Source organism: Pseudorhizobium sp. NPDC055634 (assembly GCF_053618655.1).
In genome coordinates this window covers 58,149-72,794 of the sequence record NZ_JBSHHW010000013.1, presented here as the reverse complement: position 1 = coordinate 72,794, position 14,646 = coordinate 58,149, and the positions used below count along the sequence as shown (strand labels likewise).

The window sequence follows — 14,646 nt, the reverse complement described above, 5'->3', positions numbered from 1 at the left end:
CGGCACGCTAGTGCCTTTGCGCGGCCGGCACCAGAGGCGGCCTCGCAAATTTCACAAGCGAATTGGCGGAAGCTTTTCGACCCGCCCGACATTCGGGCACGGGGCACGGGGCGCCGGGATCGGCGGTCGGCGTCCCTCTCGACGCGGGACGCTTGCCCGGCCGCGTCTTGCGGCGGGGATGATCGGTCCAGGCTCCGGGAACGGCGCCTTCGGTTCAGCGCACGCGGCGCCAGACGGTCCAGGCGGCCAGGAAGACGGAGAGGATGAGCGCGTTGGCGGCGATGCCGGTGGCGACGGTCATGACGAGATCGCCCGTCTGCTCTTCGGTGCGCGCCGTCGTCAGCGGCAGGAGGATGGCGACGAAGACGACCCCGAGACCCAGCGGCACGACCATGCCGGTCGCCGCGCGTGTCCGGAGCGCCGTGAGGAGAAGGAAGAAGACAAGCCCGATGCGAAACGGATCCATCAGCTGAGACGCGAGCAGTTCCATCGTTTTTTCATTCCCCCATGCACTGCATGCCTGATTGAGCCCCTGCCCGATCGATGCTTTCGGGCGGGAGGCGCAGGCCGGTCGTAAAACCGCCCTGCGCCCGATTTCTAGACTACTTCGCGTCGTCGGCGAAGATGTCCTTCTTGTGGGTATTGCCCGGCACGAACAGGGCGCCGATCACGACCGTCGCTGCGGCGATGATGATCGGGTACCAGAGACCGCCGTAGACGTTGCCCGTCTGGGCGGAGATCGCGAATGCCGTCGCCGGCATCAGGCCGCCGAACCAGCCGTTGCCGATATGGTAGGGCAGCGACAGGCCGGAATAGCGGATGCGGGTGGGGAACAGTTCCACCAGCATGGCCGCGATCGGGCCGTAGACCATCGTCACCAGGATGATCAGGTAGGTCAGGATCAGGACGACCGTGAGCTTCTGTCCGGTGAAGATGTCGAAGAAGTTGGACGCCTTGACCACCGAGGTATTGGCATCGGCGGCGAGCGGATAGCCCGCGGCCGTCAGCGCCTCGTTGATGCTCTTGGTGAAGGCGGCCGTGGCGTTCTTCAGGTCGTCGCCGGTGAGGGCCGCGGCGTCATAGGCCGGGATCACCGTGTCGCCGATCTTGACCTGCGCAACGGTTGCCGCCGGGTCCTCGATGCTCTCGTAGTTCACCGAGTTGCGGGCGAGCGTCGCCTTGGCGATGTCGCAGGACGAGGTGAACTTCGCGGTTCCCGTCGGGTTGAACTGGAACGAGCAGTCCGCCGGCGAGGCCGTGACGGTGACCGGCGTCTGCTGCGCGGCATAGAGCGCCGGGTTCGCCGTGCGGGTGAGCAGCGGGAACACGAAGCTGTAGGTCAGCGCCGCGATCGCGCAGCCGGCGAGGATGATCGGCTTGCGGCCGATCCGGTCCGACAGCGAGCCGAAGAACAGGAAGCCGCCGGTGCCGAGAATCAGCGACCAGGCGACGAGCACGTTCGCCGTGAAGCTGTCGACCTTGACGACGTTCTGGATGAAGAACAGCGCGTAGAACTGGCCCGAATACCAGACCACGGCCTGGCCGGCGACGAGGCCGAACAGGGCGATCAGCGCGATCTTGCCGTTGCGCCAGGTGCCGAATGCCTCGCGCAGCGGCGCCTTGGAGGCCGCGCCCTCTTCCTTCATCTTCTTGAAGGCCGGCGACTCGTTCATCTGCAGGCGGATGTAGAGCGAGATGAGCAGGAGCACGATCGAGGCGAGGAACGGAATGCGCCAGCCCCACAGGTCGAAGGCCTTGATCATCCGCGGGCTGCCGTCCGGGTTGAGCACCGCCGCGCCCGCCGCGTCGAGAACCGCGGTCGGCGCCCAGTTGGCGTTGACATAGCCCTGCACCGCCAGGATCACGATCAGCGACAGAAGCAGGCCGAGCGTCGCCGTCGTCTGGATGAAGGAGGTGAAGTAGCCGCGCCTGTTGGCCGGCGCGTGCTCGGCCACGTAGACCGCCGCACCGCCGTATTCGCCGCCGAGCGCCAGCCCCTGCAGCATGCGCAGGATGATCAGGATGATCGGCGCCGCCGCTCCCCAGCTGTTGTAGGAAGGAAGCATGCCCACCAGGAAGGTCGACAGACCCATGATCAGGATGGTCATGAGGAAGGTGTACTTGCGGCCGACGATGTCGCCCAGCGCACCGAAGACCAGCGCGCCGAAGGGGCGCACAATGAAGCCCGCCGCGAACGCCAGAAGCGCGAACACGTTGCGCGTCGCCTCCGGGAAGGCGGTGAAGAACTGCGCGCCGATGATCGCCGCGAGCGAACCGTAAAGATAGAAGTCGTACCACTCGAAGATGGTGCCGGCGGACGAGGCCATGATGACCTTCCGCTCCTCCCCCGTCATGGGACGCGAACGGTCCCTGACATTCATGTCTGTAACTGCCATGCTCTCTCCTCCTCGAATGCTGAAGGCACGCGTCGATGCCTTCAGCGTTCAGCTGAAAAACCAAAGTCGTCTGCGATGTAAAAAAATGAGATCAAACGCATGGAGGCGTCAGTTTCGCCTCGTGTGTGCCGCGAGCGTAGCGGCGGGGTGCGCCTGGTGATCCTCCAAAAATCGGCACATGCCGAGACTTGCAGTTTTAGCACCCTTGCCGGAAGGGCGTGATATCAACCTTCGTCTAATGGCGCCCGCAAGGGATGTGTGCGCCTCCCTTGAGTCGCCGCCTCCCCTTCCATCCACAACGCCTGCTGAGCAGCCCTTGCCCACAGCCCTTGCCCACAGCCCTTGCCCGCACCCGGCTTCGTTGCCCGTCTCGCTCCCAGTGAACCCTGTCTCGGCTGACGCGTTGACCGCGGGCGCCCGCGGGGCGACACTCGGGGCGCATATTTCAGGGAGGAAGGAATGGAAGAACCGGTCCGCTGGCGAAACATGCGATCCGCACCGAGGGACGGCAGCCGCATCCTCGTCACCATCCGCGCCTCCGAACAGGGGCCCGGCGCCGTCGACCTCGTCTTCTGGTCGAGGGGCGACCAGTACGGGGCCGAGGCCTGGCGCTCCTCCGATTCAGCCCCCGGCCGGATCATCTCCTATGCGGAACCGGAACTGAAATGCTGGATGCCGCTGCCGGCCGCCGATACCGGCCAGGCAACTACCGGGCAGGCCAGTACCGGGCCGGCGAGCCTGCCGGGCGCCTGGGAGGGAGATGACGAGGCGGAACTCGACGGCTCGGGGATCTGAGCCGGACGGAGAACGCCGGGTGCCCAGGGGCCTCGCCGCGCGGCATCTCGCGCCGGCCCGGCGACCGCTCCCGCTCCGCAACGAACCGTCGATGAAGCGACCACGCCGACGCGACCCGCCACGCGCGACACCCGGTCCGCCGCTACGGCGTCCGGGGCACGCTCCGTCCACCTTCCGTATATCCCGCAACCCCGCCTCGCCCGGCTCAGGCCGTAGCGGCGCCCTCGCGGGCAATCGACACGAGCTCCAGTTCCTGGCCCGCGACAGGCACGACATCGCCGACGCGCCTGCCGAGGAGCTGTCTCGCGACCGGGGACACATGCGAAATCGTCCCGGCCCGCGGATCGGCCTCGTCCTCGCCGACGATCCGGTAGGTCTGGACCCGCCCGTCCTCGCGGGAAAAGGTCACCGTGCTTCCGAAGGCGACGACGTCCGTCGCCACGGGATCGGCCACGACCTGCGCCGTGCGCACCCGCTCGGTGAAATAGCGAAGGTCACGCAGCGGCCCCGCCGCCTGCCGTCGCCGCTCGTTGACGTCCTCGACCACGCCCGCCGCCTCATAAGCCTGACGCGCCTCCTCCAGCTGCCGCTTCAACGCCTCCAGCCCCGCCTCCGTCACGAGGTTCGGATGCGGCGAGACTGGACGGTCCGGCAACAACGTCTCCGCCGCCGTTTCCGCACTCTCTTCCTTGACGAAGGCAACGCTCATGAACGGGTGGGTCCTTGGCTGGGGTGATGGGGTTTGGGCGGATATAGGTTGGGGGTGGGGGTTCCTCCAGGTTTGGTGGGGGTCGGAGCGTCTGCGGAGATGGCGGGGACTGTGTGGGCAAAGATGGTCGGAAGCGCATGACCAGCTGTTTACCAAGGGACAGGGGCCGATTTGTCTAACAGTTGCGGGTCGCTCTGGTGTTCGGGGCAAGGGCGACAGCTTAGCTCCATGATCCAGCTCTGCGAAATCACCGTACGTTCGATCGGTGATAACACCAAAAGCGGACCTTCCTGATATGGTGAAGAGTAGAGAGTTCTACTCGCGTTTCAACATCTCCCATTCGTCGATTAGTGATCGGTACCTTTCGCGAAACACCCTCTCTTCGTTTCCCTGCAGCGGCGTGACTCGCGGAGAAAAGAAGGTCTTACGTAGTGGATCAATTATGCGCATGTCATCCGCATCGAGGTTTGTTAGCGCACGTTGCATCATCCACAGACCCAATCGCCCACCCTCTTCGGAGAGAGCGGGGTCCTCGCTAAAATAGGGATAAACGATGCGGATGTAGTCCTCCCTGACTCGCGCATGAAGTGCGCCCCGTATTCGGATTGTGCAACCTATTTCTTCAACGAGTAGGCTGCCGTGCACACTTTGGGGGAAAATCTCGACCACTTCGTTTGACCAACGCAACTTCGCACTAAGTAGTTCGAGTACACCGTCCCTTAGCTGAGGATATAGTCGCTTGAGCCTCTTGTCCGACGTTATCCGCTGCGCGGTCAGCCGCGTCAGATCACTGTCTCCAGAGATGTGCTTCTTCACATCTGACCAGAAAGCCACATAGTAATCCCCACCTTTGCTTCGGTTGCCCCCAGCGTCTTTCTTGCGTTCGAGACGGATATCCTCCTTCAACATTGATCGCCGTAGCGAAGGCGAAGCATAAATAAATCTCAGCGCCTTTCCGAGAGGAACGTCAAGAATGGACATGCAACCCAAACCCCACTGACCAACATAAAAATCGTCACGTATATATTTCTCTAAAAAGGCGTTACAGTAAATTCAATGCACAACCAAAATGCAAGATACATCAGCTATGAACATGACATTCGCTTCGGCGGTATAACTAATTTATAAGTACGCTTTAGTCTGGAGGAGGAAAGCATGTCGGACATGAAGCGAATAACGCTTTTTAGGATTAAGGACGGCAAGAATTTCCAGGACTTTCTTAAGGGTGATCTTGCGACCTACACGTACATAGAGCCCAACGACGAATTCGAGGGCTACATCAAATACGACCCCGCGGGCGGCGGCCAGAAGACCGAAGAGCAGATCCCGTGGCTCCGCTTTCTTAACTCTGGCTTCGCAGAGAAGAAGTATCTTTACGAGGCGTTTAACAAATATCCCCGCGCCCTCATGGCGCTAAGAGTCATAGGCAAGGATAGCGCAAACGATGTGTTTTATGCTGCGGCCTTTGGCCAGCATGGCGACAGCTATCTCGACAAAGATGCAATAGTCTACGACTTCGGCATTAAGGTCGGGATGAACATCTGCGATGCCGACAAACTTCGGCGGATTCAGACGACCGCGCATGAGGCAATCAGCCGACAAACTGAGCGGCAGACCAGTACGGGTGCAAGCCTCGGCGTGTTTGGCATCAACACCGAGTCTGAATTCCTTCGCACCATCTCTGGCTATGTGAAGACGGAATATAGTGAATTACTCGATTCCTTCCGCGGCAAAGACAGTATCCTGATCACGTTCCCTAAAAACAAGGAAGTAACTTGGAATTATCTGGCGCAACTCTGCCGGAAGCTTGAAGACCGATATGTCTCCGACGACTACACAAAGACAGACCTGAAGGTGTACGACAACCTCCGGCACGAGAGCGACCCCGTCGTCATAGCTGAGCTGAATCACTTGCTGTGCGCAGCTATTGAAGCACGGAACTTCAGTTCCATTCACCTCGCACCACCGGACTTCCTCACCGAAGACGATAACTCGTTTGCCTACAGCGAGAAGCGCAATGACGAAAAGATCGACACTTTCGACGATCTACGCATCGCCGACCTGATCGCGGTGAAGGGACGCCGGTTGAAGGGTCTCAACGAGGCTCGCATCAAGGGATGGAAGATATATGAATACAATCCCGAACTCGATCGGACCGCGTCGATACGAATTATGCGACCTGTTGCATGCGGATCGCTCGATCATTCACGTTAAACGCTGCTCCTCCGGCGCGGCATCTATTAGCCACCTCTTCACGCAAGGCAGGTTCTATGCTCATGCCTTTTCCACAGACGCCAAGTGCCGCGCCGGAATGACTACCTGGATCAGTGCCGATGTCGATCCGGTCAATGTTGCAAAAGATAAGCCCCGCTTCCTTGCATTGATCCCGGAGGACAAGGCAAATCTCCACGAGAGGGACTACTCCGTCGTGTTTTGCGTGCTTCACGATCAACCCGATTTCTCGTTGAAGATGCTGCCTTTCATGTCGCGGTATGAGTTAATGCAGAGCCACCGTTTTCTAACCGGAGATCGTAACTTCAAGGTGGGAATTGTTTTCCGGCAAGTCATTCTAGGACCTTAAGTCAGTCGAACTCAGTCCGAGCGCCGCATCCGCCTCCTCGCTTCCGCGGGAAAGTTAATCATACGGGAGCAAACCCAGCGATATAGCGCATATAGATCTATGCTCGGTGTCCGCTTAGAGGTCGGAGATAGATGTGGGTGCCCCCCTGTCGGAATCCCCTCTCCCCATCCGTCCTTGCCTCATATAACCTCGCCGGCATCGCCGCCGGCCTTGTTCGGGAGTGGGTCATGGCAAGTCGTTATCGTTGGGTGATCGTCGCGGCCGGCGGGCTGATGGGGTGCGTCGCGGCGGGCACCATGTTCTCGCTGGCGATCTTCCTGGAGCCGGTGGCGAGCGAGACGGGCTGGTCGCGCGCCGGCATCTCCACGGCCATGACGCTGAACTTCCTCGTCATGGGCGTCGGGGGCTTCCTCTGGGGCTCCCTCACCGACCGGTTCGGCGCGCGGATCGTGGTGCTGGCAGGTTCGGTCCTGCTCGGCCTGGCACTGGTGCTGGCGAGCCGCGCCGAAAGCCTCATCGCCTTCCAGATCGCCTATGGAACGCTGGTCGGGCTTGCCGCCAGCGCCTTCTTCGCGCCGATGATCGCCGCGGTGATGACCTGGTTCGACACCCGGCGCGGGCTTGCCGTCTCGCTCGTTTCCGCCGGCATGGGCATGGCGCCGATGACCGTCTCGCCGCTCGCCCGCTATCTCATCTCCGCCTATGACTGGCGCACCGCCATGCTGGCGATCGGGCTGGGCGCCTGGGCGATCCTGCTGCCCACGGCACTCCTCATCCGCCGCCCGCCGGCGCTCTCGGAAGGGGAAGCGGCCGATGCGGCGGAGGCGCGCCGCCAGCCGCTCTCCCGCCTCCTTCTCACGCCGCAGTTCCTGGTGCTCGCCTTCACCTTCTTCGCCTGCTGTGCCGCCCATTCCGGGCCGATCTTCCACATGGTCAGCTACGCCATGCTTTGCGGCATCGCGCCCATGGCCGCCGTCAGCATCTACAGCGTCGAGGGCCTGGCCGGGCTCGGCGGCCGCCTGCTTTTCGGCGTGCTCGCCGACCGGATCGGCGTCAAGCCGGTGCTGGTGACCGGCCTCCTCGTCCAGGCGGCGGTGATCTCCGCCTATCTCGCCGCCGACGATCTCACGAGCTTCTATGCGCTGGCGGTGATCTTCGGCGGCACCTATGGCGGCGTCATGCCGCTCTATGCGGTGCTCGCGCGGGAGTATTTCGGGCCGCATGTGGTAGGCACGGTCTTCGGCGCCGCCACCATGCTGTCCTCGGTCGGCATGGCCTTCGGGCCCCTCGCCGGCGGCTGGGCCTATGATGCCTTCGCCAGCTACCAGTGGCTGTTCATCGGCTCCGCCCTCGTCGGGCTTGGCGCCGTCGCCATCGCGTTCGCCTTCCCGCCGCTTCCGGGAGACGGCGAGCGGGAGACGCACCCCGCCGGCGCCGCGGCCTGAGGCTGCCGCTGAGGCCCCCGGAAGCCTCCCCCAGAAGCCCGCAAGCCTCCCGGCGCCATGTCATCGAGACGCCTGCCCCGGGGCCGGGCTTGCCGTCGGCGAGCTTCGCCCTAGCCTCCTCTCATCGAACCCGGGAGCGCATCATGGACGAGGTCACCGGCGGCTGCCTTTGCGGAAGCGTCCGCCTCACCGCCCGCGGCCGGCCCTTTCGCACCGGTCTCTGCCACTGCATGGACTGCCGCAAGCACCACGGCGCGCTGTTTGCGGCCTCGGCGATCTTCCCCGCCGCGGCCGTGACGATCGAGGGCGAGACCGCCCACCACCGCGGCCGGCATTTCTGCCCGCGCTGCGGCTCCTCCGTCTTCGGCGTCAGCGGCGACGAGGTGGAAGTCGCGCTCGGCGCGCTCGACGCGGCGGACCGCTTCGTCCCCAGCTACGAACTCTGGACCATCCGCCGCGAGGCCTGGCTGCCGCCCTTTCCGCTGAAGCACCATTACGAGCGCGACCGGACCTCCACCGGCCGCAGCGAGGACTGAGGGAGATCGGGATGATGACCGACGCAATGACCGGACCGGACCTTGCCGGCACCTACCGCGCCTATATCGCCTGCCTCAACCGGCGCGACTGGGACGGGCTCGGCCGCTTCGTCGGCAACGACGTCACCTATAACGGCGAGGCCGTCGGGCTTTCCGGCTATCGCGCCATGCTGGAACGCGACGTGGCGGCGATCCCGGACCTGCGCTTCGAGATCGAGCTCCTGGTTGATGATCCGCCGATGGTCGCGGCGCGCCTGCGCTTCGACTGCCGGCCGAAAGGCATGTTCCTCGGCCTTGCCGTCGACGGCCGCCGTGTCGTCTTCACCGAAAACGTCTTCTACGCATTCGCCGACACCCCCATCGCCCGCGTCTGGTCGGTCATCGACAAGCCCGCGATCGAGGCCCAGCTCGCCGCGGGGACTTGAGGGCCGGGGCGTCTCCCGACACGCTCCGAAAATTAGTCTATCTTGGGACTTGCCGGGGGCAATTCTGGCAAATACGGTGTCTGCAGGGGCAAGGGGAACAGGTCACAGCATTCCATGGTCAATGCCGTCTTTTATCACAAGGACGACAGCATCTACAAAGATGTCAAAGGTAAACGCTACCACTTCCCGGGCAGCTATTTATCGCGCGTCGCTCAAACAATCGGCAGCCTGATTGTCTACTATGGACCCCTGCCGGGCATGCCTGGACGCTACTATTCCGGCGTTGCACGTGTCGTATCTGTCGAGCCCGACCCCGACCTTGATAAGCACCATTACGCCTTCCTCGACGACTATATCGATTTTGACCGGCCCGTTGACTATCGGGAGCGCGGTGGCTTCGAAAAACAGCTGTTCAGGCCGGATGGCGGGGTCAATGGCGGGCGCAGTGTGCAGGCTGTGCGCTTGATTGACCCGCGGGAGTTTGCCGCAATCGTAGCAGCCGGCCTTAGCGAACCTGACGAGTGGCCCGATCGCGTCGATATTCCTGCGGCAGGGTACGAAGTCGACGAAGCGGGTCAAACCGCCTATCACGCCGACGAAGGCTCACCGTTTGATCCATTGCTGGAAACTGACAGCCTCCGGCCAATCCTGACACAGACAATTAGCCGACCCTTTCGCGACGCGAAATTTCGCCAGCACATCCGCAAGGTCTACGACCGCAGGTGCGCCTTTACCGGGCTCAAACTGATCAATGGCGGCGGGCGGCCGGAAGTCGAGGCTGCTCATATCATCCCGGTCGAACGCGGCGGCAATGACTCCATACAGAACGGCATCGCGCTGTCAGGGACGGTACACTGGATGTTCGATCGTGGCCTCCTGTCACTCACCGACGATTTTCGGATCCTGAGTTCCCGCCAGCTCAATACGGATGTTTCCCATCTTCTTGTCCCAGATAAAATCGCGCGCGTTCCCGCACATTCCCATCAAAGGCCACATCCCTACTATTTAGCCTGGCATCGGGAGAACATCTTCAAGCAGTAGCCGGGTACCAGACCGCCCCAGCCCGTCCCGCCTGTTTCCCTTTTGTACCCGTTTTTGCCGCCCGCCCCCTTCACTTTCCGGCGGACTGCCGCCATATTCCGCGGATGGCCAGATCCCCCCGCAAGCCCGCCCCTTCCGCACCTCAGGACGGAAGCGGTTTCGCCGAAGCCCCGCAGGCGTCCTTCGAGGGCGCGCCGCTTTCCGGTCCGCTGGAGGGCAGCGTTTCCGACTGGGTGAGGCAGCTGGAGGCGGAGGCGGAAGCCTCGGGCATCGAGACCCGGCGCGAGGTCGCCTCGAAGGCCGGCAGCCACCGGGCGAAGATCGCCCGCGAGCGCCGCCGCGAGGCCGAAAAGGCTGCCGAGAACGACGTCGTGCCGGACCTCCTGATCCGCAAGGGCGGTCGCAAGGCCGCCGCCAAGCCGACCGCCGCGAAGACCGCCACGGCGAAGACTGCCACCGCGAAGAACACCACGGCCGCGAAGACCGCCCGCGGCGTGTCGATCGGCGCCTCCTCGGACCCGAAGACCCGCGCCGCCGCCGGCCTCAACCCGGTCGCCGGCCTCGACGTCAGCCTCGAGGAGGCGAAGTCGCTCGCGCCCTCGCTTGCTCCCGGCGCCGTCACCGCCACCGTCGACGCGCTGGCGAAGCTCATCGAATCCGGCAATCCGCTGTTCAAGGACGGCAAGCTCTGGACGCCGCACCGGCCGGCCCGGCCGGAAAAGTCGGAAGGCGGCATCTCGATCCGCATGACCTCGGAATACCAGCCGGCCGGCGACCAGCCGACGGCGATCGCCGATCTCGTCGAGGGCATCAACACGGGCGAGCGTTCCCAGGTCCTGCTCGGCGTCACCGGCTCCGGCAAGACCTTCACCATGGCCAAGGTGATCGAGGCGACCCAGCGCCCGGCCGTGATCCTGGCGCCCAACAAGACGCTCGCCGCGCAGCTCTATTCGGAGTTCAAGAGCTTCTTCCCCGACAATGCGGTGGAGTATTTCGTCTCCTACTACGACTACTACCAGCCGGAAGCCTATGTGCCGCGCTCCGACACCTATATCGAGAAGGAATCGTCGATCAACGAGCAGATCGACCGGATGCGCCACGCCGCCACCCGCGCCATCCTCGAGCGCGACGACTGCATCATCGTCGCCTCGGTCTCCTGCATCTACGGTATCGGCTCGGTGGAAACCTATACCGCGATGACCTTCCAGATGTCGGTCGGCGACCGGCTCGACCAGCGCCAGCTGCTCGCCGACCTCGTCGCCCAGCAGTACAAGCGCAAGGACATCGACTTCACCCGCGGCTCGTTCCGGGTGCGCGGCGACACGATCGAGATCTTCCCCGCCCACCTGGAGGATGCCGCCTGGCGCATTTCCATGTTCGGCGACGAGATCGACGCGATCACCGAATTCGACCCCCTGACCGGCAGCAAGACCGGCGACCTCAAGTCCGTCAAGATCTACGCCAATTCGCACTATGTGACACCGCGCCCGACGCTGAATGCCGCGATCCGCCAGATCAAGGAGGAGCTGAAGCACCGGCTCGCCGAGCTCGAGGCGGCCGGGCGGCTGCTGGAGGCCCAACGGCTGGAGCAGCGCACCCGCTACGACATCGAGATGATGGAGGCGACGGGCTCCTGCGCCGGCATCGAGAACTATTCGCGCTACCTCACCGGCCGCCGCCCCGGCGAGCCGCCGCCGACCCTCTTCGAATACATTCCCGACAATGCGCTGATCTTCATCGACGAGAGCCATGTCACCATCCCGCAGATCGGCGGCATGTATCGCGGCGACTTCCGCCGCAAGGCGACGCTTGCCGAATACGGCTTCCGCCTGCCGTCGTGCATGGACAACCGGCCGCTGCGTTTCGAGGAATGGGACGCCATGCGGCCGCAGACGGTCGCCGTCTCCGCCACGCCTGGCAACTGGGAGATGGAACAGGCGGGCGGCGTCTTCGCCGAACAGGTCATCCGCCCGACCGGCCTCATCGACCCGCCCGTCGAGGTCCGCCCGGCCCGTTCCCAGGTCGACGACGTGCTCGGCGAGATCCGCGAGACCGCGCAGAAGGGTTATCGCACGCTCTGCACCGTGCTCACCAAGCGCATGGCGGAAGACCTCACCGAATACCTGCACGAGCAGGGCGTGCGCGTCCGCTACATGCATTCCGACATCGACACGCTGGAGCGCATCGAGATCATCCGGGATCTGCGCCTCGGCGCCTTCGACGTGCTGGTCGGCATCAACCTGCTGCGCGAGGGCCTCGACATTCCCGAATGCGGCTTCGTCGCCATCCTCGATGCCGACAAGGAAGGTTTCCTGCGCTCCGAAACCTCGCTCATCCAGACGATCGGCCGCGCCGCGCGAAACGTCGACGGCAAGGTCATCCTCTATGCCGACAACATTACCGGCTCCATGCAGCGGGCGATGGACGAGACCGCGCGCCGCCGCGAGAAGCAGGTGGCCTATAACGAGGAACACGGCATCACGCCGGAATCGGTGAAGCGCAACATTTCCGACATCCTCGATTCCGTCTACGAGCGCGACCATGTCCGCGCCGACATTTCCGGCGTTTCCGGCAAGGGTTTTGCCGATGGCGGCCACCTCGTCGGCAACAACCTCCAGGCGCATCTCAACGCGCTGGAAAAGGACATGCGCAACGCCGCCGCCGACCTCGACTTCGAAAAGGCCGCCCGCCTCCGCGACGAGATCAAGCGGCTGAAGGCCGTCGAGCTGTCCGCCATGGACGATCCGATTGCGAAGGACGAAGCGAGGGCGCAGGAAGGCAAGGGACGCACCCCTTCTCCTTCGTCATCCTCGGGCTTGACCCGAGGACCCAAAACCAAGAGCGAGCAGCAATCCTCCTACTTCGCCAAGCCCAGCCTCGACGACATGGGCCCCGGCACCGACATGCCGACACCGCTGTTCCCGAAGAAGACGCTGGACGGTGAGGAGCGGTCTGCGCAGCAGGGCAATCAATCCAGTGAATCGATTGCAGCGACGAACGCCCGGAGCGAAAGCGAAGGGCAGACCGGAGGCCCGGAGACATCGCTCTTCCGCAAAAACACTCTGGATGAAATGACGGTCGGACGCACGGAAAAGCCGGCGCAAGGCGCCCTGCCGACCCGCCCGCCGGAAACGGTGAGCACCAGGAAGCGCTTCTCGCCGCTGCTGGAAGGCCAGCCGGAGCGCGGCGAGGCCCGCCGCCAGCCGATCTCCCCCCGTGAGGGGGAGATGCCCGGCAGGGCAGAGGGGGGTAGCAACGCCCCCTCCCCGGACGATCCATCCTCGGACTCGATCCGAGGACCCGTCATCCGCGGCAAGGTCGGCGTCGGAAGCTACGAGGATGCCGGCGAGCAGAAGCGCAAGGGCCGCACCAAGGGCAAGACCGGCCGCCCCGGGCGGTGATGCGGTGATGCGGTGATGACGGTGATGGCGGTGCCGAACCGTGACAAGCCCGTGACAGACCAGTGACGGGCTTCGAGGGCTGGCCGCCGACTGCCCTCCGCGATTGCCCGCGAACGCTCCCGATCGCGGCCCCGGCACCCCTCACGCCCCAGGTCCGGCCCCTCGCCCTCTCGCCCCCAAGTCCCGTGCCCATGTCCCGTGCCCCCTTGCCCCCATGGCCCACGCCCACGTCCCGCCCCAATGTCCCGCGCCGCCATCTCCGCCCCTGCCCGGGACACGACCGGATCACTCAGGTTTGAACGGCACGGTCTCGACGGGCCGCCCGCGTCCGGAGAGGAAGGAGCCGCAAGACATCTTCCTCTCAAGGATTCTCTCCCATGACGCAGACACCAACGACAGGCCCGCGCCTCCTCGTCCCCGCCCTCGCACCGGTCTACGCCTCCGCCCATGACATCGTCGAAACGATCCTGCGCGTCACCGCCGGCGTGCTCCTCGTCACCCATGGCTACGGCAAGATCCTCAACCCCTTCGGCGCCGCCGGCATGGTGGAAAGCCTCGGTTTCTATCCCGGCGTCTTCTGGTCGCCGTTGCTCGCCGCCACGGAATTCTTCGGCGGCATCCTGGTGGCGATCGGCCTCCTCACCCGCCCGGCCTCCTTCGCCGCGATGATCGTGCTGCTCGTCACCGTCTATTTCCACTGGGTCGTGCGGGCGGAAGGCCTGGCCGGTTCGGAAAAATCGATCCTCTGGGCGGCCATCTTCCTTTTCTTCGCCATCCGCGGCGGCAACCGCCACTCCCTCGACGCCCGCCTCGGCCGGGCCCTCTAGGCAAGACGCCACCCCCGCCGGCCGGGACGGCGCCCCACCCGCGACCGGCCCCCTCCCCCTTGTGGGGAGGGTTGGGGAGGGGAAAACCGCAGCCGCGACGCCCACTCCTCGCCTGACCGACGCGCCCCCGACCTCTCCCCCTCACCAACAAAATCTACGACTTGGCTGCGCCAAGACCGTGATTTTGTAACCTCTCCCACAAGGGGAGAGGGAAAGGCAGCGGCACGCGGCGAGGCCCTCCTCTCCCCCTGCGGGAGAGGATAGTTCGCCCCAAGCAGCGCAGCCGATTGGCGAGGCGAACTTGGTGAGGGGGGCGGGCAAGCCACAACCACGACGCCCCCTTCCCGCCTCACCGGACAGCCCCCCAGGCGGGAGACCGATTGCCGGAAATCCCGCCTGACCGACGCGCCCCCGACCTCTCCCCCTCACCAACAAAATCTACGACTTGGCTGCGCCAAGACCGTGATTTTGTAACCTCTCCCACAAGGGG

General features: G+C 64.2%; 13 protein-coding genes. 9 read left to right on the top strand and 4 right to left on the bottom strand.

The window, feature by feature from the left end; genetic code table 11:
• Window positions 1-214: 214 nt before the first annotated feature.
• Window positions 215-490 carry a hypothetical protein gene (locus tag ACWGPT_RS18655; protein WP_452607133.1) on the bottom strand — a complete coding sequence of 92 codons (276 nt, stop codon included), beginning with the start codon at window positions 488-490 and terminating at the stop codon, window positions 215-217.
• A 112-nt stretch (window positions 491-602) separates the two neighbouring features.
• A complete protein-coding gene (locus ACWGPT_RS18650) occupies window positions 603-2,354 on the bottom strand; it encodes an MFS transporter (RefSeq protein WP_452607202.1) in 1,752 nt (583 codons plus the stop codon).
• Between the two features lie 501 nt (window positions 2,355-2,855).
• On the opposite strand from ACWGPT_RS18650, the gene ACWGPT_RS18645 reads away from it, so the two are divergent.
• Entirely contained in the window at window positions 2,856-3,191 is a 336-nt protein-coding gene (locus ACWGPT_RS18645) for a hypothetical protein (RefSeq protein WP_452607132.1), read from the top strand.
• A gap of 205 nt (window positions 3,192-3,396) precedes the next feature.
• Here ACWGPT_RS18645 and greA read toward each other — a convergent pair whose 3' ends face one another.
• Together greA and ACWGPT_RS18635 are read right to left on the bottom strand one after the other, a co-directional pair.
• Window positions 3,397-3,900, bottom strand: a complete 504-nt coding sequence (gene greA / locus ACWGPT_RS18640; protein WP_452607131.1) for a transcription elongation factor GreA — start codon at window positions 3,898-3,900, stop codon at window positions 3,397-3,399.
• Between the two features lie 315 nt (window positions 3,901-4,215).
• Complete coding sequence (locus tag ACWGPT_RS18635) at window positions 4,216-4,881, bottom strand: hypothetical protein (RefSeq protein WP_452607130.1); 666 nt, start codon at window positions 4,879-4,881, stop codon at window positions 4,216-4,218.
• A 174-nt stretch (window positions 4,882-5,055) separates the two neighbouring features.
• On the opposite strand from ACWGPT_RS18635, the gene ACWGPT_RS18630 reads away from it, so the two are divergent.
• The 8 genes from ACWGPT_RS18630 to ACWGPT_RS18595 all read left to right on the top strand — a co-directional run bounded on the left by ACWGPT_RS18630 (window position 5,056) and on the right by ACWGPT_RS18595 (window position 14,156).
• Window positions 5,056-6,114 carry a DUF6119 family protein gene (locus ACWGPT_RS18630; RefSeq protein ID WP_452607129.1) on the top strand — a complete coding sequence of 353 codons (1,059 nt, stop codon included), beginning with the start codon at window positions 5,056-5,058 and terminating at the stop codon, window positions 6,112-6,114.
• On the top strand, window positions 6,029-6,481 hold the full coding sequence (locus tag ACWGPT_RS18625) for a DUF6119 family protein (protein WP_452607128.1): 453 nt from the start codon (window positions 6,029-6,031) through the stop codon (window positions 6,479-6,481). Before ACWGPT_RS18630 ends, ACWGPT_RS18625 begins: the two co-directional genes overlap by 86 nt.
• Window positions 6,482-6,708: 227 nt before the next feature.
• Window positions 6,709-7,926 (top strand): MFS transporter, encoded by a 1,218-nt coding sequence (locus ACWGPT_RS18620; protein ID WP_452607127.1) that lies wholly within the window; start codon window positions 6,709-6,711, stop codon window positions 7,924-7,926.
• Between the two features lie 143 nt (window positions 7,927-8,069).
• Window positions 8,070-8,462, top strand: a complete 393-nt coding sequence (locus tag ACWGPT_RS18615) for a GFA family protein (RefSeq protein ID WP_452607126.1) — start codon at window positions 8,070-8,072, stop codon at window positions 8,460-8,462.
• A gap of 26 nt (window positions 8,463-8,488) precedes the next feature.
• A complete protein-coding gene (locus ACWGPT_RS18610; protein WP_452607201.1) occupies window positions 8,489-8,887 on the top strand; it encodes an ester cyclase in 399 nt (132 codons plus the stop codon).
• A 114-nt stretch (window positions 8,888-9,001) separates the two neighbouring features.
• Window positions 9,002-9,928: an HNH endonuclease gene (locus ACWGPT_RS18605; protein WP_452607125.1), complete on the top strand. Its 927-nt coding sequence runs from the start codon at window positions 9,002-9,004 to the stop codon at window positions 9,926-9,928.
• A 104-nt stretch (window positions 9,929-10,032) separates the two neighbouring features.
• A complete protein-coding gene (gene uvrB / locus ACWGPT_RS18600; protein WP_452607124.1) occupies window positions 10,033-13,329 on the top strand; it encodes an excinuclease ABC subunit UvrB in 3,297 nt (1,098 codons plus the stop codon).
• A gap of 377 nt (window positions 13,330-13,706) precedes the next feature.
• On the top strand, window positions 13,707-14,156 hold the full coding sequence (locus ACWGPT_RS18595; protein WP_452607123.1) for a DoxX family protein: 450 nt from the start codon (window positions 13,707-13,709) through the stop codon (window positions 14,154-14,156).
• Window positions 14,157-14,646 lie beyond the last annotated feature (490 nt).

Bases quoted from the DNA above. Each gene is read 5' to 3' on its own strand.
- ACWGPT_RS18655 (WP_452607133.1), bottom strand. From the start codon at position 490: ATGGAACTGCTCGCGTCTCAGCTGATGGATCCGTTTCGCATCGGGCTT.
- ACWGPT_RS18650 (WP_452607202.1), bottom strand. From the start codon at position 2,354: ATGACGGGGGAGGAGCGGAAGGTCATCATGGCCTCGTCCGCCGGCACC.
- ACWGPT_RS18645 (WP_452607132.1), top strand. From the start codon at position 2,856: ATGGAAGAACCGGTCCGCTGGCGAAACATGCGATCCGCACCGAGGGAC.
- greA (WP_452607131.1), bottom strand. From the start codon at position 3,900: ATGAGCGTTGCCTTCGTCAAGGAAGAGAGTGCGGAAACGGCGGCGGAG.
- ACWGPT_RS18635 (WP_452607130.1), bottom strand. From the start codon at position 4,881: ATGTCCATTCTTGACGTTCCTCTCGGAAAGGCGCTGAGATTTATTTAT.
- ACWGPT_RS18630 (WP_452607129.1), top strand. From the start codon at position 5,056: ATGTCGGACATGAAGCGAATAACGCTTTTTAGGATTAAGGACGGCAAG.
- ACWGPT_RS18625 (WP_452607128.1), top strand. From the start codon at position 6,029: ATGAATACAATCCCGAACTCGATCGGACCGCGTCGATACGAATTATGC.
- ACWGPT_RS18620 (WP_452607127.1), top strand. From the start codon at position 6,709: ATGGCAAGTCGTTATCGTTGGGTGATCGTCGCGGCCGGCGGGCTGATG.
- ACWGPT_RS18615 (WP_452607126.1), top strand. From the start codon at position 8,070: ATGGACGAGGTCACCGGCGGCTGCCTTTGCGGAAGCGTCCGCCTCACC.
- ACWGPT_RS18610 (WP_452607201.1), top strand. From the start codon at position 8,489: ATGACCGGACCGGACCTTGCCGGCACCTACCGCGCCTATATCGCCTGC.
- ACWGPT_RS18605 (WP_452607125.1), top strand. From the start codon at position 9,002: ATGGTCAATGCCGTCTTTTATCACAAGGACGACAGCATCTACAAAGAT.
- uvrB (WP_452607124.1), top strand. From the start codon at position 10,033: ATGGCCAGATCCCCCCGCAAGCCCGCCCCTTCCGCACCTCAGGACGGA.
- ACWGPT_RS18595 (WP_452607123.1), top strand. From the start codon at position 13,707: ATGACGCAGACACCAACGACAGGCCCGCGCCTCCTCGTCCCCGCCCTC.